This is a genomic window from Pontibacter sp. CAU 1760 (genome assembly GCF_054482735.1).
Map to the genome: position 1 here is coordinate 21,113 of NZ_JBTLRL010000003.1, position 22,028 is coordinate 43,140.

The window sequence follows — 22,028 nt, forward strand, 5'->3', positions numbered from 1 at the left end:
GTACTTTGGCTGATGGATCACAGATAAGGAAAGTGACTTTCGTAGCTAGATTGATTTGAACCCTAACCTGACTTTAGAGATGCTTTTGACCAGAATCCTCGCTTTCGTGTTTTGCCTGTGCAGCTTTTCGGCTTTCGCCCAGAACTGGAATAAGAAACAGGCCGCGGTCGTGCTGACATACGATGATGCCCTGAACGTGCACCTCGACAACGCCATCCCTGCCTTGGATGCCCTGCAGCTGAAAGGCACCTTTTTCCTGACCGCCGCTGCGCCCGCTTTTACCAAGCGGTTAGCGGAATGGAAGAAAGTGGCCGCCAACAAGCACGAACTGGCAAACCATACCCTTTTTCATCCCTGCGATGGCAGTCAGCCGGGCCGCAGCTTCGTAACGCCGGATTACGACCTGGCAACATATTCGGTGCGCCGGATAACAGACGAGATTAAGATGACCAATGCGACCCTCCAAGCGTTGGACGGGAAAAAGGAACGCACTTTCGCCTACCCCTGCGGCGATACGCAGGTGGATGGAAAGACCTATATCGAAGACGTGAAAGGGGAACTGGTAGCTGCCCGGGGGGTACATGCCGAGATGCTGCAACGTGAGCCTACCGACGTGTATAACATCGGCTCTTACATGGTAAACGGCCAGACAGGCGAAGAACTGATTCAGTTGGTGGAGCAGGCAGTGAAAACAAACAGCCTGATTGTATTCCTGTTCCATGGCGTGGGCGGCGAACACGGCCTAAACGTGTCGCTGGAGGCGCACAACCAGTTGCTGCGCTACCTGAAAGACAACGAGAAGAAAATCTGGAACCCAACCTTTATAGAAGCGGCCAAATACATGCAAGCCGCTGAGAAAAAGAACTAGTATTGATGATGGTTATGTAAAAGGCGATGCCAGTATTCATACGGTATCGCCTTTTACGCAATTTCTGTAAAGCATCAACCCAGGATACTGCTGCTCTGTACGATTTTAGCCCCTTTGCTGCGCAAATCTTCCTTCGCTTTCCCAAACCCTTCCTGGCTGATGGCACGGGTGGCATCTTCTACAAAGTAAACGTCAAACCCTTCTGACAGGGCGTCTTTAGCCGAGAAGTAGACGCAATAGTCAGCGGCAAGGCCAGCCAGGTATACCTGAGTAACACCTTTGCCATGCAGGTAATCTGCCAGTCCGGTGCTTTTTAAGTGGCCGTTATCATAAAAGCTGCTGTAAGAATCAATTCCCGGGTTCATGCCCTTCCGGAAAATGGCCTCCACTTTGTTCATCTCCAACTTCTCCGAAAACTCAGCCCCTGGGGTGCCTTGTATGCAGTGGTCGGGCCATAGCACCTGCTCCAATCCCTGCAACGTGGTTACATCGAAAACTTCCCTTCCCGCGTGTTGGGAGGCAAAGCTTTTATGGTTTTGCGGATGCCAGTCCTGGGTGGCCACAACCAGATCGAACTTGCCTTGCAGCTGATTCACCAACGGTGATATGGCATCGCCCTCGGGCACGGCCAATGCGCCACCTGGCAAGAAATCATTTTGGATATCGATGAGTAAGAGCGCTTTCATAAACTTATGTGTTAGTCTGCCAGAAGAAATAAGAGGGTATGGTAACCGTCTATAAATAGGGCGAAACCAACAGAGCCGCTGGAATGGCGGCTCTGTTGGTTCAGTTAAAGGATGTGTATGCTACGAAGCAGCAGGCTGCTGGTTTTCGCCAGCCGGCTTGCCACCCTCATTGCTGTTTCTGTTCCGATTCCGGTTGTTGCGGTTGCGCTTCTTTTTAGGGGCGCCCTCAGCGGTCACGGCCTCGCTGCTGGCAGGTCGCGGAGATGGGTTGGCCGCTTTGATCGGTCGGTCGTTTTCATCTTTAGAGCGCTCTCTTGCCGGTTTGCTGTCGCGATGGTGCCTGCTTTTGTGCTGCTTGTTGCTGCCGCCTGGGCCTGGCCGGCCTCCGCTTCTATGGCGATGACTACCGCCGCTTTCCTGGCGCTTGCCTGGGTCGTAGGCTGGAGCCGGGCCGAAGTTATCCGGAAGCGGGAGTTTAGGCAGTTCACGCTCAATCAGGCGCTCCACCTTCTGCACCCGGTACATGTCTTTCTCGTTCACAAACGTAATGGCCATACCTGTTGAGGCGGCACGGGCCGTACGGCCCACGCGATGCACATAGTCCTCGGCATCCTGCGGCATGTCAAAATTCACCACATGGCTCAGGCTGTCAATATCTATACCCCTCGAAAGGATATCGGTGGCTACCACAATCTGGTACTGCTTGTTCTTAAAGCCCTGCAGCGCCTTCTCGCGCTCATCCTGTGTCATGTCCGAGGAGATGCCCTCCGCGGTAAAGCCCATTTTCACGAGCGAGCGCACAATCTGGTTCACGTTAGATTTGCGTGACGTGAAAATGATCATGCTCTGTACATCCAACTCCCGCAGCAAATGCTCAAGCAGGGGCAGTTTCTGGTTATCGAAAGTCAGGTAGATGCGCTGGTCAATGCCTTCTGCCGGCTTGGATATGGCCAGGTTTATCTCCGCAGGATCTGCTAAGATCTGCTGCGCAAGGTCACGGATCTTGCGCGGCATGGTTGCGGAAAAGAGCAGCGTCTGGCGCTCTTTTGGCAACTGGTTGATGATCTTCAGCAGGTCATCCATGAAGCCCATATCCAGCATCTTGTCGGCCTCGTCCAGTACCAGGTGGTTCAGCTGCTCAAGCTTTACATAGCCCATAGCCAGGTGCGAAAGCAAACGGCCCGGCGTAGCAATGATGATGTCGGCACCCGTCGTCAGGGCTCGTTTCTGCTGCTCCCAGTCATCTCCCTTGTTACCGCCGTAAATAGCGATTGAAGACACAGAGGCAAAATATCCAAAACCTTCCACCTGCTCATCAATCTGCTTGGCGAGCTCGCGGGTAGGCACCAGGATTAGGGTGCTGGTATGCTCGTAGCCTCCGTTGGAGATGCGGTCGATGAGGGGAAGCAGGTAAGCGGCTGTTTTGCCTGTGCCGGTTTGGGCGCAGGCAATCATGTCTTTGCCGTCTAGTATGAGTGGGATGGCCTGTTCCTGCACGGGAGTCGGGTTGTTATAGCCCATCGAGTTGATTCCCGTTAAAACATCGTCGTGTAGGTTAAAAGAACTGAAGTTCAAAATATGAGTGCTTTTTGATTTGAAACTGTCGCTCTTATGTATGCTTTATACAGAGCGTCTGCAAAGTAAAGATAACATAAATATAGCTTTGTTGCTACATGGTGCGGCGTAAACATTCGCTTAAGCCTCGTTCGACACCAGATGGGGTAACTGTTCGGGGTACTCCGGGGGAGGAGTGAAATAGTGCAAAACAGTGTGGGCGAGGTTTTAGGAATTATTGAACTAACAGGAGTAATCGGCATTTTTTATAGTAATTAGTTTATTAATATATAAACATAGTTTAATGTTTTGATGTATTAGCAAAGTGCAATAAATTGAAACTTGCAGGGGGGCTTGACGTAAATATGCTTTGAATGCAAACACGTAATGTTTGCAAGTGTAATATACTTTATTTTATATATTATGAAAAAAGTTGTACAAGACTCCCCTAACCTGTTTTTGTTGTTAGGGCTTAACATCATCAATGCTGTTTTTATGTTTCTGCTTTAGCAGATACCGGCCTCCATAAGCTAGATACACCACCAGTAAGAGCAGCCTCGCTATCATCGCGGGGCTGCTCTTTTTGTGCCTTTTCAGCATAATTCCTTTATTTTGCCCGTATAGCAGGTGCGGCACTTAGGGGCCACACAAAACTTTGTAAAGCAAGCAACAGCTATGGCAGGACATAACAAATGGTCTCAGATCAAGCGCAAAAAAGGGGCTCTTGACGCGAAGCGCTCTAAAATCTTCACCAAGCTAATCAAGGAAATGACGGTGGCCGTGAAAGAGGGCGGTGCCGACCCGGACGCCAACCCTCGCCTGCGCTTGGCAATACAGCAAAGCAAGGCGGCCAATATGCCCAAAGATAATATTGAGCGGGCCATCTCGAAGGGCGAGGGAAGCGATGCCGGGGATTACAGCCAGGTGAACTACGAGGGGTATGGCCCGGGCGGGGTGGCCGTGTTTGTGGAGTGCCTCACGGATAATATCAATCGCACGGTTCAGAACTTGCGCACCATGTTCAACAAAAGCGGAGGCAGTTTGGGTACCAGTGGCTCAGTGGAGTATCTTTTTGACCGAAAAGGGGTGTTCTCCATCCGCCGCAAACCGGAGCAACCCGAAAACCAGGACGAACTGTTGCTGGCATTGGCAGACGGCGGTGCCGAGGAAGTGGAGTTTGAGGAGGACTACATCACGATATACAGCGCCATGGAAGATTTCGGGATGTTGCAGAAAAAGATAGAGGAGCTACACCTGGAGGTAGAAAGCGCCGACCTGCAACGCCTTCCCCAAACCACCGTGACAGTAGAGGACCTGGACGCCGTCCGGAAAAACCTACGCCTGTTCGATGCCCTGGAAGACGATGACGATGTGCAGCAGGTATACCACAACCTGGAACTGAGCGAAGAAGTACTGGCCGAACTGGAAGAAGGAGCTTAGCGGTAAAGTGCTTTATGCTTGAGGTCATAGCCTTTTATAGTATGATGTCACGCTACCGGCTGGATGCAGGTGTGTGTGTATTTCTAAATCAGAGAATGTATGGCAAGTGCCGTGTTTAAGGATATGCTGGTACTGGAACTGGCAAGTGTACTGGCAGGGCCAAGTGTCGGGCAGTTTTTCGCCGAGCTAGGTGCCCGTGTGCTGAAAATTGAGAACGCTGCCACCCACGGCGATGTGACCCGCACTTGGAAGCTCAGCACAGAAAGTGCCGCTACCGATACTCCGGCCTATTTCTGTGCGGCCAATTGGGGGAAAACATCCCTGGCGCTTAACTTCTCTGAAACATCTCACCTGCAACAACTCTATACCCTGGCTCAAAAGGCCGACCTCGTGATAGCCAGTTATAAGCCCGGCGATGCTGAAAAGCTCAGGGTAGACTACCACACTTTGAGCGGAATTAACCCACGGCTTATTTATGGGCATATCACAGGGTATGGCCCGGAAGATGCGCGAGCAGGGTATGATGCCGTGGTGCAAGCGGAGAGCGGGTTCATGTACCTGAACGGCGAACCAGGGGGCGCCCCGCTGAAAATGCCTGTTGCCTTGATGGATATTCTGACTGCCCACCAACTAAAGCAAGGGTTGCTGGTGGCACTGCTAGAGCGGGAGCGGAGCGGAAAAGGGCAGTTGGTGCAGGTCTCGCTGTTTCAATCGGCAGTGTCGGCGCTGGCAAACCAGGCAACTAACTACCTGGTGGCAGGGCAAGCGCCGCAGCGCATGGGCTCTGAGCACCCCAACATCGTGCCTTATGGGTCGGTTTATACCTGCAGATGTGGCAGGCAGTTGGTGCTGGCCATCGGCGATGACAGGCAGTTCAGGCGTTTATGTGGCATACTGGGCCAGGCGGGTATGGCAGACGACGAGCGGTATAAATCGAATAGCGGCCGCGTGGCTCACCGGGCAGAGGTAAACGCGCTGCTGTGCAAGTTGGTAGCGGATTGGGACCGGGAGGCTTTGCTGGCGGCGTTCCATGCGCAGCATGTACCCGCTGGCGCCGTGAATGCCATACCGGAAGTCTTCGGGTTACCCGCTGCTCAGCAGATGCTACTAGTGCACCCGGATGCAAAGCCAGGACTGCGGCAAGTAGCTTTTCAGTTGGCAGGTAGGGAGGCGGCAACTCTCGGCCCACCACCAGCTTACCAATCAGAAGGCTGATTGAGTGAGCCTGCCCCACAGAGGTAATCCGACTGAAAACCAGCCTGCAGGAGTGCTGCGGCAAACAAAGTGCCCTTAACTGAGGTACACTAGGGGAGAGACATAACTTACGGCAAAAACCTACTATGGAAGATAAATTAGACGATATCATAAACGGCCTGCACCAGAAGTCCAAGACCAAACAAGCGATTTACCGGAACACGCTGGAGGCTTTTAACCGCATGAAGGAGATTTCCAAAGAACTGGTGCAGGAGCTGACCGAGCGCATCACCACCCAAGATGCCGATATCCTGATCGAGTACCGGAACGTGGGTGAACTGGAGTTTCAGATCAAGTTCTCCGGCGATTTGCTGGTGTTTGTCATGCACTCGAACATTGTCACTTTCCCGGACGATTATGAGATTATGCGCAGCGAGTATGTAGAAGAAGACTTCCGAAGACGCTTCTTTGGCCACATCATGGCCTATAACTTTATGGCGGATACCATCAAGTATAATAGGTTGGAGGACCCGGGTTACCTGGTAGGGCGTATGCTCATCAACATAGACAAGCATTTCTGTATTGAAGGGGTGAAGCAACTGGATTTACCGGTCGAAAAGATTACCAACATCGCAGCAAACGTCATCACTGACCGTATCTTGCGCACCATTTTAGAAAGTGCTATGGTTGCAGCCGTTAACAACGACTTGATGGGCCAGGACGTCAGCGACATCGAGCGCATTACGTTAAAACAGAAATTAGAGAACTCGCAACTGACCAAGCCCCGCAAACTGGGTTTCCAGATTAGCCACGAGCTAACGCATTAACAGCAGAGCGCTCAGGCTATTGTCTGAGCGCTCTTTTCCCCTATACCTACCAGCTCATCCCTCAAATTACACCTTAAGGTTCTGTTCGTTTTTCATCCTTGTGCTCACCTCCTGCATACAGCTTTCTGACTTTGATAAGTTGCTCTATTCCTGGTGATTGCTGGCTTTCGTAAAGCCAAGTTTATACAGCTTTTGTTATGTTGCCTGCGTATACTAAATAGAGGGGTTTCAAAAACCATAGTGTAGGTATGAGACAACAATACGCATATACCAGGAACAGTAATAACAGGATGTTAACAGCTTATTTAAGCTGGTTTATGTTGCTGCTGGCGCTCGTGTTTTTTGGGTCCTGTAGCTTATCGGGCATCAAAAGCAAGAAAGGGCCAAACACCAAAAATGTGGTGATTGTGGTGATCGATGGCCCGAGGTACTCGGAGATGTGGGGAGAAGCGCCTGGCCATATCCCAAACATGGCCACCAAGCTAAAGCCAAAAGGCACACTTTACAGTTATTTCCAGAACGACGGCTATACCTATACCAATTCCGGGCATGCCGCCATCACCACGGGCGTGAATCAACCCATCGACAATTACGGCGAAGAGTTTCCTGCAAACCCCTCCATATTTCAGTACTGGCGCAAGGCAACTGGCAAACCCGCCTCCGACACCTGGATCATCGCCAGTAAAGACAAGTTGCATATCCTGGCCAATACCACTGATTCGGCGTGGCACAACCAGTTTCTGCCTTCCGTAAATTGTGGCGTAAACGGGCCAGGCACCGGTTACCGGGCTGACTCCCTGACCTTGGCAACCGCCAAAGAAATCATGACGGCCAACCACCCAAGTCTGGTGCTGATCAATTTTATGGAGCCCGATGGCTACGCCCACGCCGGCAACTGGGACTATTACATACGAGGCATTTCCAGGTCAGACCAGTACGTGAAGGAGCTGTATGATTTCTTGAGGAAAGACAAGTTTTACCGCAAAAACACAGCCCTGCTCATCACCAGCGACCATGGCCGGCACTTGGATGGTATCGCTACCGGCTGGCAAGACCATGGCGATAACTGCGATGGCTGTCGGCGCATTAACCTGCTGGCCTTGGGGCCGGATTTTAAGAAGAACACCGTGATGGAAGCCGGGGGAAGCCTGGTAGACATCGCCCCGACTGTAAGCAAGTTATTGGGCTTTGCCATGGCAGAGCAGGTAGCGATACCCCGCCTGGATACCGTTGCGGTGGTTCTCGCCTCCGACACAACAGGCGCTGTATTACCGCTTGACTCAATTCAGGTGGTGAAGAAAATGACCACCGCAGCCCGAAAAGGACGTGTATTGAATGAACTGCTAACACCGGATGCGCTTCCCTAAATAACGGGTTAAGTCATTGCCGGTGACTGGAAGCGCATGTATGCTACGGCCGAATGCATCCTTTGCTCCTGAAATAACGCCCTCTTTTCAAGCTGATATGCGGGCTTATCCATGGGTGTACCCGCTGTTGCTGTCGCGACACAATATATAGTATGAAATATATTTTCAGGCTCCTGCTTCCACTTGTTTTCGCCATTGGTTTCCAAACCATGCCTCTGGCGCAGGGCGCTATGGGCAATACCTGGCCGAAGGAGCATTTAGAAAAGCTTTCTCAGCAGATTGTAGTACCTAGTATTGCCGAGAACCCCCTTTTTGCACAGGAGGAGGTGCTGCGCTTCACCATCAACTCAACTTTTAAAGCCTTACTGAAGGACCGCGACGAAGATTCAGCGTACCATCCTGCCTCGCTGGTTTACCGCGATGCTGCCGGTCAGGACGTGCGCGTAAATCTAAAGATAAGGGTGCGGGGGAACCATCGGCGTGACCCCAGGGTATGCCGTTTCCCGCCTATCCTGCTTAACTTCTCCCGGAAAACATCACAGCAAACCATATTTAAGCATGTGAACAAGGTAAAGCTCGTGACGCATTGCCTGGATGAGGAATATGTATTTAGAGAGTATCTGGTGTATAAGCTTTACAACCTTTTCACGGACATGAGCTTTCGGGTGCGGCTGTGCCAGGTAACTTATCAGGATGTGGAAGACGGGCGAAGGACTGAGGTGCGCTATGCTTTTATGATAGAGGATGATGAGGAGATGGCGGACCGAAACAAGGCCACTATTGTGCCTGACGAGCTGATCATAGGTATGGAAGGCACGGATCAGAAGCACATGGCGCTACTAGCCATTTTTCAGTACATGATCGGGAACACAGACTGGTCGGTGCCATACCGCCACAACATTAAACTCTTGTCTGTAAACCCGTTGAGGCCTCCGGTGCCGGTGCCTTATGATTTTGATTACTGCGGGCTTGTAGGGCCTCCCTACGCTGTGCCACCTCCGGAACTGGGCATCACCTCGGTTCGTGACCGGCTTTACCGGGGGTATGATTCCCCGACGCATGTTTATGCGGAAGTGGTGCAGGGGTTTAACGCCCAACGCACGGCGGTTTTTAGGCTGTACGAAGATTTTCCGCTGATCAATAAAAGCACTCAGAAGCAGACCATTAAGTTTTTAGAGGACTTCTACGGGATTATCAATGACCCGAAGGATTTCAGGCGTAGCATTGTGCAGGTGGCCCAAAAGAACCAGCACAATTATGTGAATATAAGCGGGCTGAAGTAGTCCCTCAGCCCGCTCAATCAATTGCTATATAATCTCAGACAGCTCAAGCCATCGGAATTCCTTTTCTTCCAGACCCTCGTTGATCTCCTTGAGCTCGGTGGCCCAGGCGGTCAGCTGCTCATGGTCGGTGGTAGTGCCGGCACTCATGATCTCTGTGAGTTCAGTTTTGCGCTTTTCCAGGTTGGCAAGGTCCTTCTCTAACTGCTCATACTCTTTTTGCTCGGCATAGGAGGCTTTACGCTTGTTAACAGGTTTGTCCTGCTTTTTCTCCTCTACCACCGGTGCCACAGCTTTCTTCGTCTCTTGCTCCAGCTTTTCCTGCTTCTCCTGCTCTTTTAACCACTCCCGATAGTCGGTGTAGTTGCCCGCGAAGTTGCGGATCCTGCCTTCGCCCTCAAACACAAACAGGTGCTCCACCAGCCGGTCCATAAAGTAGCGGTCGTGGCTCACGATGAGCATACAACCACCGAAGTTCAGCAGGAAATCCTCCAGTATATTCAGCGTGATGATGTCAAGGTCGTTGGTCGGCTCATCGAGAATCAGGAAGTTCGGATTTTTGATGAGCACGCGCAGCAGCTGTAAACGGCGTTTTTCGCCACCGCTCAGCTTGCTGACAAATGTATACTGTTGTGCCGGCGGAAACTGGAAGTGCTGTAAAAACTGGCTCGCCGTGATCACCTCGCCGTTGGCCATTTCCACAACCTCGGCAATCTCCTTCACGATGTCAATTACCCGCTGATCGTCTTTAAAGGTTAGCTCGTCCTGGGTATAATAACCGAAAACTGTCGTCTGCCCGGCATCAATGAACCCGGCATCCGGGGCAAGGCTACCGGTCAGCATATTCAGAAACGTGGACTTACCCGCACCGTTAGGACCAACCACACCGATGCGGTCTTTCTTTTTGAAGACGTAGGAGAAATCATCGACAATTTTCTTGTCACCGAAAGACTTGGTGATATGCTCTACCTCGATGATCTTGCCGCCTTGGCGCGTCGTTTTTACGGAAAGCTCCAGTTGTGGCGCAGCGGTTTTCTTGGCAGCTTTTTCCTTCAGCTCCTCAAAGGCGTCTACCCGATACTTCGCTTTGGTGCCGCGGGCTTTCGGCATGCGCCGAATCCACTCCAGTTCCTTGCGCATCAGGTTGCGCGCCTTCTCGGTTTCTGCCACAGCTGCCTCTTCGCGAGCGGCTTTTTTCTCTAAAAAGTAGCTGTAGTTGCCCTTATAGGTATAAATCTCTCCGTTGTCGAGCTCCGCGATCTCATTGGCCACCTTGTCCAGGAAGTAGCGGTCGTGGGTCACCATCAACAAGGTAGTGTTCTGCGTCGAGAGCACACCCTCCAGCCATTCAATCGTATCCAGGTCGAGGTGGTTGGTCGGCTCATCCATGATCAGCATATCCGGCTCGTCAATCAGCACGCGGGCCATGGCCACACGCTTGCGCTGCCCCCCCGAGAGGTTCTTGACAATGGCATCCAGGTTATTTATACCCAACTTGGAAAGGATTTGCTTTACTTTTACCTCAAAATCCCAGGCTTGGTGCTCATCCATGCGCTCCATCACCTCCTGCATTTTCTCGCCGCTGGTGTCAGGGTTGGCCATAACCGCCTCATACTCCCGGATTACGTCTAGCACCTCGTTCTGGCCCGAGAAAATATTCTGCTGCACGGTCAGGTCTTCATCAAACGCGGGGTTCTGGCCCAGGTAGCCGATGGAGACTTCCTTTCGTACGCTCACACTTCCTTCGTCGGGGGGCAGGAGGCCTGCCAGCACATTTAAGAGCGTTGTTTTGCCGGAGCCGTTCACGCCTACCAACACAATGCGTTGGCCCTGGCTGATGCCGAAGTTCAGGTTTTTGAACAGCCAGCGGTCGGCGAAATTTTTAGAGATATTTTCTGCTGATAAGAAATTCATACCGCAAATTTAGGCATTAATCTGCACAGGTGCCTGTAAAATAAAACAGGCCAGCCAATTGGCTAGCCTGTACTTCATGCGTTATAAATGATTATGGCAGGTTTTGATGCTGGGTATAAGCGTTTCTGTAGCTTTCGCTGGGGATGCGGTGTGTAGTCAGTGAGGCCAGGATGGCAAAAATACCGCCAATGAGATGCGGGCTGTATATCTCCGCTGCAAAGTCTAACATCCAGGGCGATGCCGCTAATAGAGCGCCTAAGCCGAAGTCACCGATGAGGTGTATCTTCATCGGTGTTTTGCGTATAATACCTACCTCAAAGTCAGTGAGCACAGTTAGCGCTAGCACAGCTATACCCGCAATCACCATTACCCAACTTGCCAAAGCCATGTCGGAGAAACTGAATATCCAGGGAGCCAGCAAAAACAGCATCCCTACAACATAGTCCAACATCCCGTGAAAACGGGTAGGTATAAACCTCATATTACTCCTTTTAACAGTTTGAATTCAGTAAAGCTTATACGAACTGACTGAAAAAGAGTGAAAAACGAGTGCAATTTTTTTTGAATTTAGTTCGTCACTACGAGTGTGCGGGAGATGTAGTCGTGCAAGGCCTGCTTTCGGCGGGTAGACAGCGTCAGCATAAAGCCAAGGCAGATAGGAATTGCAGAAAGTATTTTGGCGAAATAACGCAGGTTAGCGTGTATAAAGCTGATGCGCTTGCCCCTGAGGTCGGTTACTTTCATCCCTAACGTGAATTTGCCGATGGTAGCCTGCCTTTTGGAGGCATGTAAGATGGTGTAGTACAACCAGTGCAAAATAGGGAAGTAGGGGTTGTAGAAAATCATCCGGCCCGTCTCTAGCAACTGTGCCTGGATATCCTGGGCATGCATGCCACTATCCCAGCTCCTAAACTGTTGGGCGGTATCGCTTAGGCCGTACAGCACAAACGAGTAGGAGAAAACCAGGATAGTAGTATCAATCAAAAAAGCCATGAATCGTGACGCAGTACTTCCATAAAGCTCGGAGCTCTTGATGGTGGGGCCCGGTAAAACAAACGCTTTTTGCATGGTACTAATAATGGCTAAGGGTTAAGTTGATTTAAAAAGCTAGTTGTACACTAGGTGGTGCGGAGAGTCAGTACTAATTGTGTTGTAACTTTGTATCCGAGCTGCATTACCTGCCGAATCCGACTACTAAATTACTGATTTGGTATAATCTAACAAATATTTAAACATAATTTATTTGCACTGATCTAAAGTGTTTATGACCTGATAAATTATTAAACTTTTCTGAGTCCGGATTGATTCCTGAAAGTGGCATGAACTAAGCGAAGTGCTTGTTTCTGTAAGTCAAAGTGACTTTTGCACACATTTTCTTTAACTTGGGCCTTAATGGCAGAAGATATCAAACAAAGGCCAATTGGCATTTTTGACAGCGGTATAGGTGGCCTTACCGTGGCACAGGCAATCATCAATGTGTTGCCCAACGAGCGTATGATCTATTTCGGCGATACCGCCCATTTGCCTTATGGGGATAAGTCGACGGCGGCTATACAGGCCTATGCCGTCAAAATCTGCGACTTATTGATCAAGCAGCATTGCAAAGTTATCCTCATCGCCTGTAACTCAGCCTCAGCGGCAGCTTATGAGCTAGTGAAGGAGTATGTGGGCAGCAAGGCCAAAGTGCTGAACGTGATAGACCCCACGGTGCAGCATATCGGTCAGCGTTACCCGGATAAAACCATAGGGCTAATCGGCACAAAGCAAACGGTGAACTCGAATGTATACCGCAAGAAGGTTGATGAACTGGACCTGGGCATTAATCTGCAGTCGCATGCCACGCCACTGCTGGCTGCCATGATTGAGGAGGGGTTCTTTAATGACTCCATCTCGGAGAGCGTGATCCATACCTACCTTTCCGACCAGGACCTGCAGGGCATCGAGGCGCTTATCCTGGGCTGCACGCATTATCCACTGATTAAAAAGCAGATTGAAGGATATTATAAAGGGGAAGTAGATGTGCTGGATGCCAGCCAGATTGTGGCCCAGCACGTGAAAGCCTACCTGGAGCAAAACGGACTTGCCGCTGAAAAACTCATTGGCGACCACAAGTTCTACGTATCAGACTTTACCCGTTCCTTTGAGGAAAGCACCCGCATTTTCTTCAAGCGGCAGGTGCACCTGGAGCATTACCCGCTGTGGGAGTAGGGGGTAGTGTGCGTTATATGTAATGACCTTAACCTCTTCGTGGAAAATCATACGCATCTTCTTTCTATCATTATCCCCTTTCACAATTCGAGGGGTAAATGTGGGCGCGTTCTGCAAAATTTGCTGCATCTAAAGCATGCAAATACAGAGATAATTCTTGTAGATGATGGATCTTCAGATCAGACCTATGAAGATTTAATCGAAGTCTCCAGCAAGATTAAATGTAAATGCCATGTAGTAAAACAAGAGAATAGAGGGCCTGGAGGAGCGCGTAATGCCGGTTTTGGGCTTGCAAGAGGCAAATATGTATGGTTTGTTGATTCTGATGATAACTTCCGGCAAGAGGCGCTGGTTTTCCTTGAATCCGTTGCAGAAGAAAATTACGACTTTATTGATTTCAATATTGAATCAAACAAAGAGGTAGTTAACAGTGTCGCTTTTGATGAAGGGGAATATACTGTGAATCATGAAGTTAGGGCGGCCCTGATTTCGAATTTTGGCAGAATTGTATCTAAGGTTTTTAACCGAACGTTTCTTCTTGATACAGGTATTCTTTATCCAGAAAACTGCGTTTATGAAGATAATTCATTGACGTTTATTTATCCTTTTGTAGTAAAGCGTTTTTATAAATCATCTGTTACCGGGTATGTGCATCATGAGGAGTTTGAATCGGTGACACGGGTAAAAGCCATAAATCAGAGATTTTACGATCGATTGGCAACAGCCTTATATGGATTTGAATACAGTATGCATTTTGTCAAGTATCCTGAAGCGCGTTACGCTGTTGAGGAGAGGTTCATTAAGCTATTTCTGTTAAATACTGTTAATTGTTTGATTACAAAATACCCTGGGGCGGGATGGTTAATGGCTATGCGGGTAATGAAATACTATCAACAAGTGACAAAACCGATGAATGTCCGGACTATGCCCACAACATTACTAAATGCCAATAAGAAAAATAGTTTTGTATTCAAACTACTTTGGAGACTTTCATATGCGTTGCCAAAGCAACAAGGTTTCTTCGAGCAATTGCACTTGAAAGCTTGGGGAAAATCCATCAAGTATGCTCAACTGAGGACTGCACGCTTATCTACAATAATAGAATAAAGCTGTTGTTGATATGATAAGGACCAAAGTATAAAATTGAGTGAATTATGAAAAAAAGATACTTATCCATAGGCGACTTCAAGCGGAACGCTTTTATTGTGGCCGCTGCCGCTTGCATGGGCCTGACAGGCTGCACTAGCAACTCCGACCAGAACGAGTGGAATGCGGAAAGTGAGATGGCGAAAATAGACGGTGTTATCACCGAAATGACGGAAGAAGCGCCGGACGAATGGAAAATTACGGATGAGCGCACCACGGCCCCCGGCAAGAGCATGGCCATCCTGAAATACGGTGACGGGCGCGTGGACACGCTGCAGGGGCTTGAGCTGCAAAACCGCCTGAAGGATGTTTCCAGCAACGAAAGCACGCACCGGCAGGGCGGCTTCGGTATGAGCAGCGTGCTGTGGTGGAGCGCGTTGGGCTATATGGCCGGCCGAAACACCGCCCCACGCGCAGGCTATTATGCCAACCCCAACCTCATGAACCGCACCGACACCTGGCGACAGGACGTGCAGACCACGCGCCAGCGGGCCACGGCACCCAGTTCGGGGCGCAGCGGTTTTTTCAGGGGACGTAGCGGCGGAGCTGGCGCTTAATTTCAGAAGACAATAGCTATGACAAAAGGAACTGTGCGCCTGACGACACACACCGGCGACGTGGAAACTGCCGTGCGTGGCCTCGGCTGGGAGTGGTGCGTGGAAGACGGTTGCGCGAACTATGTGCCGGGCGAGGCGGTGGTAGTGGCCGAGAAAGAGGCCGATGCCCTGCTTGATGCCGCTGACACTCTCTATGATATGCTGCTACAGGCTGTGCCAGATGAATTGCCGGATGGCTTTCTGCAAGTATTAGGGATACCTGAAAACCTATGGCCCATGGTGCGGCAGTCGTGGAACGACGACCGGCATTGGCACCTCTACGGCCGTTTTGACCTGGTGCAAACACCGGAAGGACCAAAGCTGCTGGAGTTTAATGCCGACACCGCCACGTCCATACCCGAAACCGCTGTCGTGCAGTGGGCAAGCCTAGCTGCTGCCGGTAAAAACGAGGCAAGCCAGTATTCTGGCCTTTACGAAGCGTTGGTGGAGCAGTTCAAAACGTGGCGCATGCTTAACGAGGATTTAGTCCCCGCCCTGTTGCTGACTTATATTGGCGATAGTGCCGAAGACGAATCGAATTGCGCCGTGTTGGCGCAGGCTGCCCGCGAGGCCGGTTTTGAGGCGCACCTGTGCCCCGTGGCGGAAATGACCGTTTCGACGGAAGGCGCAGAGAAGGGGGTATGGGCGCAGGTGGGAGCGGAGCAGTGGCAGCAGTTTCCGTTTTTGTTTAAGCTGCTGCCCTGGGAACAGATTGCCTGGGAAGAGCCTGAACTGCTCGCTGACCTCACGCTTCTCTCTAATACCCGCACCGTTGTCATCGCCAACCCGGCCTATAGCCTGCTTTTCCAGAGCAAGGGCATGCTGGCATGGCTCTGGAAGGCATATCCCTACCATCCGCTCCTGCTGGAAACCGACCTGGAACCGATCAGCGGCAAATATATACGCAAACCCTATTTTGGGCGTGAGGGGCAAAGCGTGGAAGTGATCGATAAGGTGTCCATCACGAAAATGGCCGGTGAGTACGATGCGCAGAAGCAGGTATACCAACGTTGGTGCGACCTGCCCGAAGATAGCCAGGGTTATACCTACCAGGCCGGTGTGTTTTGGGCAGGCGAGGGTTGTGCCATTGGTTTCCGCAGAGAGAAAGGCATTATCACCAACCTGTCGCAGTTTGTGCCGCATTTGGTGGAGGGGTAGGAAGTAATGCCAAATATGAGAGGAGTAATAAAGTGTTTAATTCTGATTCTGCCATTAATTTGTAGCTATAATGCCTTAGCCTGCATCTGTAGTAGTTCTGAATGGAACATTGAAAGAGTTTATGATAATATCAAGCAGAGTGATTTGATTTTTATTGGTGATGTAATCAGTGAAAATGGTAATTCCTATGCATTTAGAGTTGTCGAAGTATTTAAAGGAGAGATTAAGGCAGATACAGTTTTTGGAGAAGCCAGAGAAGGCTGTTCAATGACTCCCTATATAGATGGCCTATGGGTTATTTATACTGATGTAGATGAAAAGGGGATAATAGATTTTGATGTCTGTAGTTTATCCAGAAGCTTAACTACATTTTCTCCACTACCACCTTATCCAGATTCTGCAATCACAGAAAGTTTATACACCTCTATAAGAGGCAAGTCACTTCCGTTAGCCATGCGAGATTGGGTAAATGAATACACATTGCTCTTGAATTTGAAGGATGCGAAAAATGTAGTTGGAAAAGAGACAAATCAGACTGAGCCAGTTAAACTTGAAGATAAAAAAGTTGCTACGAAATTTATAGCTTACATAGCTGAGCCTTGGCTTTGATTGCGCTATTAATCGCTTACAAGAAAATTGATTAGAAAGCTCTTGTTTCTAATTTCTAGATTTTGCAACAAATCCAAAATACATATCTGCCATGAAAATAATCGTCGCTCCGGATTCCTTTAAAGGCAGCCTGTCGGCCAAAGAAGTTGGGCTCACCATACAGGAGGCTTTTCTAAAAGAGATACCTGGGGCAGAGGTGGAGGTGCTGCCCATGGCGGATGGGGGGGAAGGCACGCTGGACGCCTTGCTGTTTGCCACCAATGGCGAGAAGGTAAACACTGTAGCCACAGGCCCGTTGGGCGAGCAGGTAACTACGGCCTATGGCATTCTGAGCGATGGCAAAACGGCTGTGATTGAAATGGCGCAGGTGGCGGGGCTCCCCATGGTGCCGGCCAGCAAACGAAACCCTACGCAAACTACCACTTATGGCGTAGGCGAACTGATAGTGGCTGCGCTTGAGAAAGGCATTCGGTCTTTTATCATCGGCCTGGGCGGAAGCGCCACCAACGACGGCGGCCTCGGGATGCTGCAGGCTTTAGGCGCTGTTTTTCTGGACCAAGCCGACATGCCTGTTAAACCGATTGGTGCTTCTCTCTCAGAGATTACGAAGGTAGATTTAACGAACATGCATCCGGGCTTGAAAGAGAGCCAAATCAGGATAGCCAGCGATGTGGAGAACCCATTATGTGGAGAAAAAGGCGCGTCTCACGTTTTCGGTCCTCAGAAAGGCGCAACGGCAGCGCAGGTAAAACAACTGGATGCTGGTTTGGCAAACTACGCCCGCCTGGTGGAGGCGCATCTAGGTAAGAAGTTACAGACCATCCCAGGGGCAGGCGCGGCAGGAGGCCTGGGGTTTGGTTTCCTGGTGCTCAGTGCCGAGATACTATCGGGTGCACAGGTGGTGGCTGAGGCAACTGCCCTGGAAGACCGCATTGCAAAAGCAGACCTGGTAATTACAGGAGAGGGCCAGAGCGACTTTCAGACGCTGTACGGCAAAGCTCCCTTTTACGTGGCGCAACTTGCTAAAAAGCATGGCGTAGGCACCATCCTCATCTCAGGCGGACTCGGGCAAGGGCATGAGCAATTGCTGGAGCATTTTGTGAGTTGCCAAGCCATCGTTAACACCCCGATGCCATTGGAGCAGGCGATTGCCCAGGCGCGGCCGCTTTTATTTTCAAGCGCAAGAAACATCGCGCGGCTACTTAACTTAACATGCCCTAAAAACGGTAGATAAAAGAGTAGCCTCAGCCTCATGCGCAAGGATATAACATAATATCCCCTGAGGATTTTCCACTCTAATTTTTCCGGCTGGCTTTTTAGTTTATTTTTGAGGTATGGGAAAATCTGCCTGCCTCCATTTTCTAGCCTTATTTATCCTTTATAGCTGCAGTACCGGCCAAACGGTTTGGGCGCAGCAACCCGAAGGCCTTCCCCCCGCTCAAATCAGCCCCGACAGTATAACTACTCCCCCCTTTGTGTTGATAGACAGTCTGAACTACCGCTTATTTGGCGACGGCAATTTTACGCAAGGCAATGTGAGCCGCAGCCTTATGGTGTTGCGTGCCGAGGTGGCCTTGAACGGACCTGTGATTTCCATTTCCTCCAACCCGCGTTTCAGTTATGGCAAACAAAATGGGGTGCTGGCAGAGCGCGACACCTATGTAGATCTGTTTGTGGATGTCTTCAAGAAAAAGCGCACGTATGTGTTTGGCCTGGCCACTATGGAAATAAGCCACCTAAGGGGCATCGACCTGCGGCAACTGGCCGGGGCAGGCCTTGGGTATCGTGTGCTGCAATCTGAGCGAAACAAGCTCACGCTTACCAATGCCATCATCCACGAGTCCACTGATTTTAAGGAGCGAGCCACCATCGTAACACAGCGAAACTCTTTTCGGATGAAGGGCACCCATCTTTTTCTGAGCAAGAAGATGCGATTCAATCATATCACTTTTGTGCAGCCCTCACTTGCCGACTTCTCCAATTTGCGCTGGAACACACTGCTCTCACTCGAACTGCCCCTGGCCAAATGGATTGCCCTGCGCACGAGTTTTTCGAACTCTTATGAGAGTGAGGTAGAGGCCTCGCGCAAAAACAATGACTCGAACATTACCTTCGGCATTTCGGTGGGTAACCTCTAAGTATAGTTTTTAAATCATACCCCTTCAGACACACACATGGTGCAAGGTCCCGTTCTTTTCCTCATTCTCTTATTGGGTGTAGGCTTCATTGTGCTGGCCACGGCCAAATTCAAACTCCACCCGTTTTTCGGGCTGCTGATTGCGGCCTTTGGGGTAGGTATAGCAGCGGGCTTGCCGCTGCAGGATGTGGTGAAAGCCGTAAACGATGGCTTCGGTGGCCTGATGGGTTACATCGGTATCGTGATCGTGGCGGGCACCGTGATCGGGAAGATACTGGAGAGGTCGGGGGCAGCGCTGCGAATGGCCGAGGTGGTGCTGCGTGTGGTCGGGGAGAAGCGGCCGCAACTGGCCATGTCGCTGATTGGGGCCATTGTCAGCATCCCTGTCTTCTGCGATTCTGCCTATGTGATCCTGTCCAGCCTGAAAAAATCGCTGGCGCAACGCGCGAAGGTACCGCTGGCGTCCATGTCCATTGCCCTGGCCACAGGTTTGTACGCTACCCATACCCTTGTGCCGCCCACGCCCGGCCCTATTGCAGCGGCAGGTAACATCGGGGCCAGCGGTTACCTCGGCACTATCATTCTGATTGGTTTAGTGGTGGCCATACCTGTGATGGCAGTGGGGTATGTATGGGCTGTGAAAGTTGCCGCGACCATCAAAATAGAGGGAGAGGACGAGGTGCTGTATACCTATGAGGAGGTGGTTCGGGAGTTCGGAGAGTTGCCCTCCACGCTCAAGTCGTTCATACCCATCTTCTTGCCTATTCTGCTGATTGGCGTTGGGTCTGTGGTGAGTTACCTGCAGTATACCGGGGGTATGGCCAACTTCCTGCTGTTCCTGGGCACGCCGGTGGTGGCCCTGCTCATCGGGGTGTTTGCCGCTTTCCCGCTGCTGCCCCACTGGAACGAGGAAACGCTGACCGGCTGGCTCGGCGATGGGCTGAAAGACGCGGCCATCATCCTCCTGCTGACGGGCGCTGGCGGGGCGTTCGGCTCCGTTATAAAAGCCACAGCGGTGGCAGACGTGATTAAAAGCTTCGCGGCAAACGGGAACCTTAACGGCGCCTATATTCTGCTCATCTCTTTTGCCGTGGCAGCGGCTCTCAAAACGGCCCAGGGCTCCTCTACAGCTGCTTTGGTAATCACCTCGGCGCTGATGGCCCCCATGCTGGGCGAGGCAGGCATAGTCGGTGCGGTGCCCCTGGCACTTGTCGTGATGTCCATCGGGGCAGGGGCCATGGCCGTCAGCCACGTCAACGACAGCTACTTCTGGGTCGTGACGCAGTTTAGCGGCATGAAAGTAACCGACGCGTACAAAGCCCACACCATGGCCACGCTGGTGCAGGGCATCACCGCCATTGCTGTTACCTTGTTGTTGTGGTTTGTTCTGGTTTGAGAAAACGCTGTCTGATTTCCCGAAAAATCAGCCTAAAATTAATTTCACTGTGTGCTCAATTTGACTGCAGGCTATACCCAGCGTGATGCCGATTCATTTTGTCTTTCTGAAGCAAGTTTTCAAACTTGTGAGTCTTTATAACTTCGCGTTTGCTACTCGACTGGGGCGAAGCCACAATAACCGGGCGAAAAGAACCACCCCGCCTGCGGCACCCCTCCTTGAAAAAAGGAGGGGAATCAAAAACTGCTTTTGGGTGGCTAGCTGAGAGAATAATTTGGCATTTATTCTTGTATGTTGATTGGTATATAAAAGATTGCCAGGCGTATCCCCACATAGCCAAGCCCTTGTTTCCGTTTAGCGAAGCAAACCGATGCTATTCTGGCTTATTTAAAACCTTATAACTAGTTCCCACTCGCTTTCCCTGGTGTGCTTAGGCGTTGGCAATTCCCAAGCCTTTTTCCAAAACATCAATTCCAGGGGCTAATCATTAGCACATTCCCATATTATGCCCTAACTTCGCTTCCTTAAATCAACCCGAACGCCTATGCTTGCTTTCCTGCTGACACTGATGCTCTTACTGAGTGTGGTAATTGTGCTGGCATATGCGGAGCGTAAGGTGGCGGCCTTTATGCAGGACCGGCTTGGGCCGACTGAAGCAGGGCCCTACGGCTCGTTGCAGGCGGTGCTTGACGTACTGAAGCTGTTGCAAAAGGAGGATATAGTGCCAGCGCAAGCGGACAAAGTCCTCTTTAAGATGGCCCCAATTCTCATCTTTGCGGCTGTTTTCGCAGGTTTTGCCGTGATGCCTTTTACGCCGGATTTAGTGCCGGCAGGTATTGGCATCGGGGTGTTTTACTTGCTGGCTATTGTCTCGTTGGATGTAGTGGGCTTGCTGATGGCAGGCTGGGGCTCGAATAACAAGTATGCCATGCTCGGTGCCATGCGCTCCGTGGCACAAATTGTTTCGTATGAGATTCCAGCCGGCTTAGCCATACTTTCTGCAGTGATGATCTGCCAGTCGCTCGATTTTCAGGAGATTAGTTATCAGCAAGGCGTGCTGATGCGCTTTTTCCCGGGCATGGGCACGGAGACGAACTGGCTGTTCGGGATAGAAGCCCTGGGCATTGACACGACAAAAATAGGGGGCATCACGACTTGGAACATTTTCCGGGCACCGATGCTGTTAGTGGCGTTTGTGATTTACTTTATCGCTTCGCTGGCCGAGAGTAACCGGGCGCCTTTCGATATCCCGGAGGCGGAGTCGGAATTGGTGGCGGGTTTCCACGTGGAATATTCCGGATTTCGGTTTGCCGTGTTGTTTCTGGCAGAGTATAGTATGATGGTGCTGGTTTGCCTGGTGGCTGTGGTGCTTTTTTTGGGGAGCTGGAACACACCGCTGCCAAACATCGGTCCGGTGCAGCTGGCGAACTGGACAACCGGAAGTATCGGCGAATTATCCGGAAACCTATGGGGGATATTCTGGTTGCTTTCCAAAACGTTTATGCTGCTGTTTGTGCAGCTTTGGGCTCGCTGGACATATCCGCGCCTGCGCGTGGACCAATTGATGCACCTGTGCTGGAAAGTACTGACGCCTGTTGCGCTCGGCGTAGTGCTGGCAGCTGGTATATGGCGGCTCTTGATGGTATAA

Annotated in this window: 20 protein-coding genes; 15 read left to right on the forward strand and 5 right to left on the reverse strand. The window is 50.9% G+C overall.

Annotation, left to right across the window (positions count from 1 at the left end):
- Positions 1-79: 79 nt before the first annotated feature.
- The gene (locus ACXYMU_RS04920) at positions 80-868 is read left to right on the forward strand and encodes a polysaccharide deacetylase family protein (RefSeq protein WP_458985248.1); all 789 of its coding nucleotides are present in this window, start codon (positions 80-82) and stop codon (positions 866-868) included.
- Positions 869-942: 74 nt separating this feature from the next.
- Here the strand turns inward: ACXYMU_RS04920 and pncA are convergent, their stop codons facing one another.
- Together pncA and ACXYMU_RS04930 are read right to left on the reverse strand one after the other, a co-directional pair.
- Complete coding sequence (pncA, locus tag ACXYMU_RS04925; protein ID WP_458985249.1) at positions 943-1,554, reverse strand: bifunctional nicotinamidase/pyrazinamidase; 612 nt, start codon at positions 1,552-1,554, stop codon at positions 943-945.
- Positions 1,555-1,674: 120 nt separating this feature from the next.
- Positions 1,675-3,129 carry a DEAD/DEAH box helicase gene (locus tag ACXYMU_RS04930; RefSeq protein WP_458985250.1) on the reverse strand — a complete coding sequence of 485 codons (1,455 nt, stop codon included), beginning with the start codon at positions 3,127-3,129 and terminating at the stop codon, positions 1,675-1,677.
- Positions 3,130-3,783: 654 nt separating this feature from the next.
- Here ACXYMU_RS04930 and ACXYMU_RS04935 point away from each other — a divergent pair.
- The 5 genes from ACXYMU_RS04935 (at position 3,784) to ACXYMU_RS04955 (ending at position 9,219) form a co-directional block, all read left to right on the forward strand.
- Entirely contained in the window at positions 3,784-4,548 is a 765-nt protein-coding gene (locus ACXYMU_RS04935; protein WP_458985251.1) for a YebC/PmpR family DNA-binding transcriptional regulator, read from the forward strand.
- A 99-nt stretch (positions 4,549-4,647) separates the two neighbouring features.
- Positions 4,648-5,763 (forward strand): CaiB/BaiF CoA transferase family protein, encoded by a 1,116-nt coding sequence (locus tag ACXYMU_RS04940; protein WP_458985252.1) that lies wholly within the window; start codon positions 4,648-4,650, stop codon positions 5,761-5,763.
- Between the two features lie 125 nt (positions 5,764-5,888).
- Entirely contained in the window at positions 5,889-6,569 is a 681-nt protein-coding gene (locus ACXYMU_RS04945; RefSeq protein ID WP_458985253.1) for a hypothetical protein, read from the forward strand.
- 290 nt (positions 6,570-6,859) lie between these two features.
- Positions 6,860-7,936, forward strand: coding sequence for an alkaline phosphatase (locus ACXYMU_RS04950; RefSeq protein WP_458985254.1), 1,077 nt, complete (start codon positions 6,860-6,862; stop codon positions 7,934-7,936).
- Between the two features lie 152 nt (positions 7,937-8,088).
- Positions 8,089-9,219 carry a hypothetical protein gene (locus ACXYMU_RS04955; RefSeq protein WP_458985255.1) on the forward strand — a complete coding sequence of 377 codons (1,131 nt, stop codon included), beginning with the start codon at positions 8,089-8,091 and terminating at the stop codon, positions 9,217-9,219.
- Between the two features lie 24 nt (positions 9,220-9,243).
- Here the strand turns inward: ACXYMU_RS04955 and ACXYMU_RS04960 are convergent, their stop codons facing one another.
- The 3 genes from ACXYMU_RS04960 to ACXYMU_RS04970 form a co-directional block, all read right to left on the reverse strand.
- Entirely contained in the window at positions 9,244-11,130 is a 1,887-nt protein-coding gene (locus ACXYMU_RS04960; protein ID WP_458985256.1) for an ABC-F family ATP-binding cassette domain-containing protein, read from the reverse strand.
- A gap of 91 nt (positions 11,131-11,221) precedes the next feature.
- Positions 11,222-11,611, reverse strand: coding sequence for an SPW repeat protein (locus ACXYMU_RS04965; RefSeq protein WP_458985257.1), 390 nt, complete (start codon positions 11,609-11,611; stop codon positions 11,222-11,224).
- Positions 11,612-11,697: 86 nt separating this feature from the next.
- A complete protein-coding gene (locus ACXYMU_RS04970; protein ID WP_458985258.1) occupies positions 11,698-12,198 on the reverse strand; it encodes an RDD family protein in 501 nt (166 codons plus the stop codon).
- Positions 12,199-12,522: 324 nt separating this feature from the next.
- On the opposite strand from ACXYMU_RS04970, the gene murI reads away from it, so the two are divergent.
- From murI to ACXYMU_RS05015, 9 genes are all read left to right on the forward strand, one after another.
- Positions 12,523-13,338: a glutamate racemase gene (murI, locus tag ACXYMU_RS04975; RefSeq protein WP_458985259.1), complete on the forward strand. Its 816-nt coding sequence runs from the start codon at positions 12,523-12,525 to the stop codon at positions 13,336-13,338.
- A gap of 39 nt (positions 13,339-13,377) precedes the next feature.
- The gene (locus ACXYMU_RS04980; RefSeq protein WP_458985260.1) at positions 13,378-14,445 is read left to right on the forward strand and encodes a glycosyltransferase family 2 protein; all 1,068 of its coding nucleotides are present in this window, start codon (positions 13,378-13,380) and stop codon (positions 14,443-14,445) included.
- A 47-nt stretch (positions 14,446-14,492) separates the two neighbouring features.
- Positions 14,493-15,041, forward strand: coding sequence for a hypothetical protein (locus tag ACXYMU_RS04985; protein ID WP_458985261.1), 549 nt, complete (start codon positions 14,493-14,495; stop codon positions 15,039-15,041).
- An 18-nt stretch (positions 15,042-15,059) separates the two neighbouring features.
- Positions 15,060-16,238, forward strand: a complete 1,179-nt coding sequence (locus ACXYMU_RS04990) for a glutathionylspermidine synthase family protein (RefSeq protein WP_458985262.1) — start codon at positions 15,060-15,062, stop codon at positions 16,236-16,238.
- A gap of 15 nt (positions 16,239-16,253) precedes the next feature.
- Entirely contained in the window at positions 16,254-16,847 is a 594-nt protein-coding gene (locus ACXYMU_RS04995; RefSeq protein WP_458985263.1) for a hypothetical protein, read from the forward strand.
- Positions 16,848-16,938: 91 nt separating this feature from the next.
- Positions 16,939-18,081 (forward strand): glycerate kinase, encoded by a 1,143-nt coding sequence (locus tag ACXYMU_RS05000; protein ID WP_458985264.1) that lies wholly within the window; start codon positions 16,939-16,941, stop codon positions 18,079-18,081.
- Positions 18,082-18,322: 241 nt separating this feature from the next.
- Entirely contained in the window at positions 18,323-18,985 is a 663-nt protein-coding gene (locus ACXYMU_RS05005) for a DUF481 domain-containing protein (protein ID WP_458985265.1), read from the forward strand.
- Between the two features lie 36 nt (positions 18,986-19,021).
- Positions 19,022-20,380, forward strand: coding sequence for a GntP family permease (locus ACXYMU_RS05010; protein WP_458985266.1), 1,359 nt, complete (start codon positions 19,022-19,024; stop codon positions 20,378-20,380).
- A 544-nt stretch (positions 20,381-20,924) separates the two neighbouring features.
- Positions 20,925-22,028, forward strand: a complete 1,104-nt coding sequence (locus ACXYMU_RS05015) for a complex I subunit 1/NuoH family protein (RefSeq protein ID WP_458985267.1) — start codon at positions 20,925-20,927, stop codon at positions 22,026-22,028.

Bases quoted from the DNA above. Each gene is read 5' to 3' on its own strand.
- ACXYMU_RS04920 (WP_458985248.1), top strand. From the start codon at position 80: ATGCTTTTGACCAGAATCCTCGCTTTCGTGTTTTGCCTGTGCAGCTTT.
- pncA (WP_458985249.1), bottom strand. From the start codon at position 1,554: ATGAAAGCGCTCTTACTCATCGATATCCAAAATGATTTCTTGCCAGGT.
- ACXYMU_RS04935 (WP_458985251.1), top strand. From the start codon at position 3,784: ATGGCAGGACATAACAAATGGTCTCAGATCAAGCGCAAAAAAGGGGCT.
- ACXYMU_RS04940 (WP_458985252.1), top strand. From the start codon at position 4,648: ATGGCAAGTGCCGTGTTTAAGGATATGCTGGTACTGGAACTGGCAAGT.
- ACXYMU_RS04945 (WP_458985253.1), top strand. From the start codon at position 5,889: ATGGAAGATAAATTAGACGATATCATAAACGGCCTGCACCAGAAGTCC.
- ACXYMU_RS04950 (WP_458985254.1), top strand. From the start codon at position 6,860: ATGTTAACAGCTTATTTAAGCTGGTTTATGTTGCTGCTGGCGCTCGTG.
- ACXYMU_RS04955 (WP_458985255.1), top strand. From the start codon at position 8,089: ATGAAATATATTTTCAGGCTCCTGCTTCCACTTGTTTTCGCCATTGGT.
- ACXYMU_RS04960 (WP_458985256.1), bottom strand. From the start codon at position 11,130: ATGAATTTCTTATCAGCAGAAAATATCTCTAAAAATTTCGCCGACCGC.
- ACXYMU_RS04965 (WP_458985257.1), bottom strand. From the start codon at position 11,611: ATGAGGTTTATACCTACCCGTTTTCACGGGATGTTGGACTATGTTGTA.
- ACXYMU_RS04970 (WP_458985258.1), bottom strand. From the start codon at position 12,198: ATGCAAAAAGCGTTTGTTTTACCGGGCCCCACCATCAAGAGCTCCGAG.
- murI (WP_458985259.1), top strand. From the start codon at position 12,523: ATGGCAGAAGATATCAAACAAAGGCCAATTGGCATTTTTGACAGCGGT.
- ACXYMU_RS04985 (WP_458985261.1), top strand. From the start codon at position 14,493: ATGAAAAAAAGATACTTATCCATAGGCGACTTCAAGCGGAACGCTTTT.
- ACXYMU_RS04990 (WP_458985262.1), top strand. From the start codon at position 15,060: ATGACAAAAGGAACTGTGCGCCTGACGACACACACCGGCGACGTGGAA.
- ACXYMU_RS04995 (WP_458985263.1), top strand. From the start codon at position 16,254: ATGAGAGGAGTAATAAAGTGTTTAATTCTGATTCTGCCATTAATTTGT.
- ACXYMU_RS05000 (WP_458985264.1), top strand. From the start codon at position 16,939: ATGAAAATAATCGTCGCTCCGGATTCCTTTAAAGGCAGCCTGTCGGCC.
- ACXYMU_RS05010 (WP_458985266.1), top strand. From the start codon at position 19,022: ATGGTGCAAGGTCCCGTTCTTTTCCTCATTCTCTTATTGGGTGTAGGC.
- ACXYMU_RS05015 (WP_458985267.1), top strand. From the start codon at position 20,925: ATGCTTGCTTTCCTGCTGACACTGATGCTCTTACTGAGTGTGGTAATT.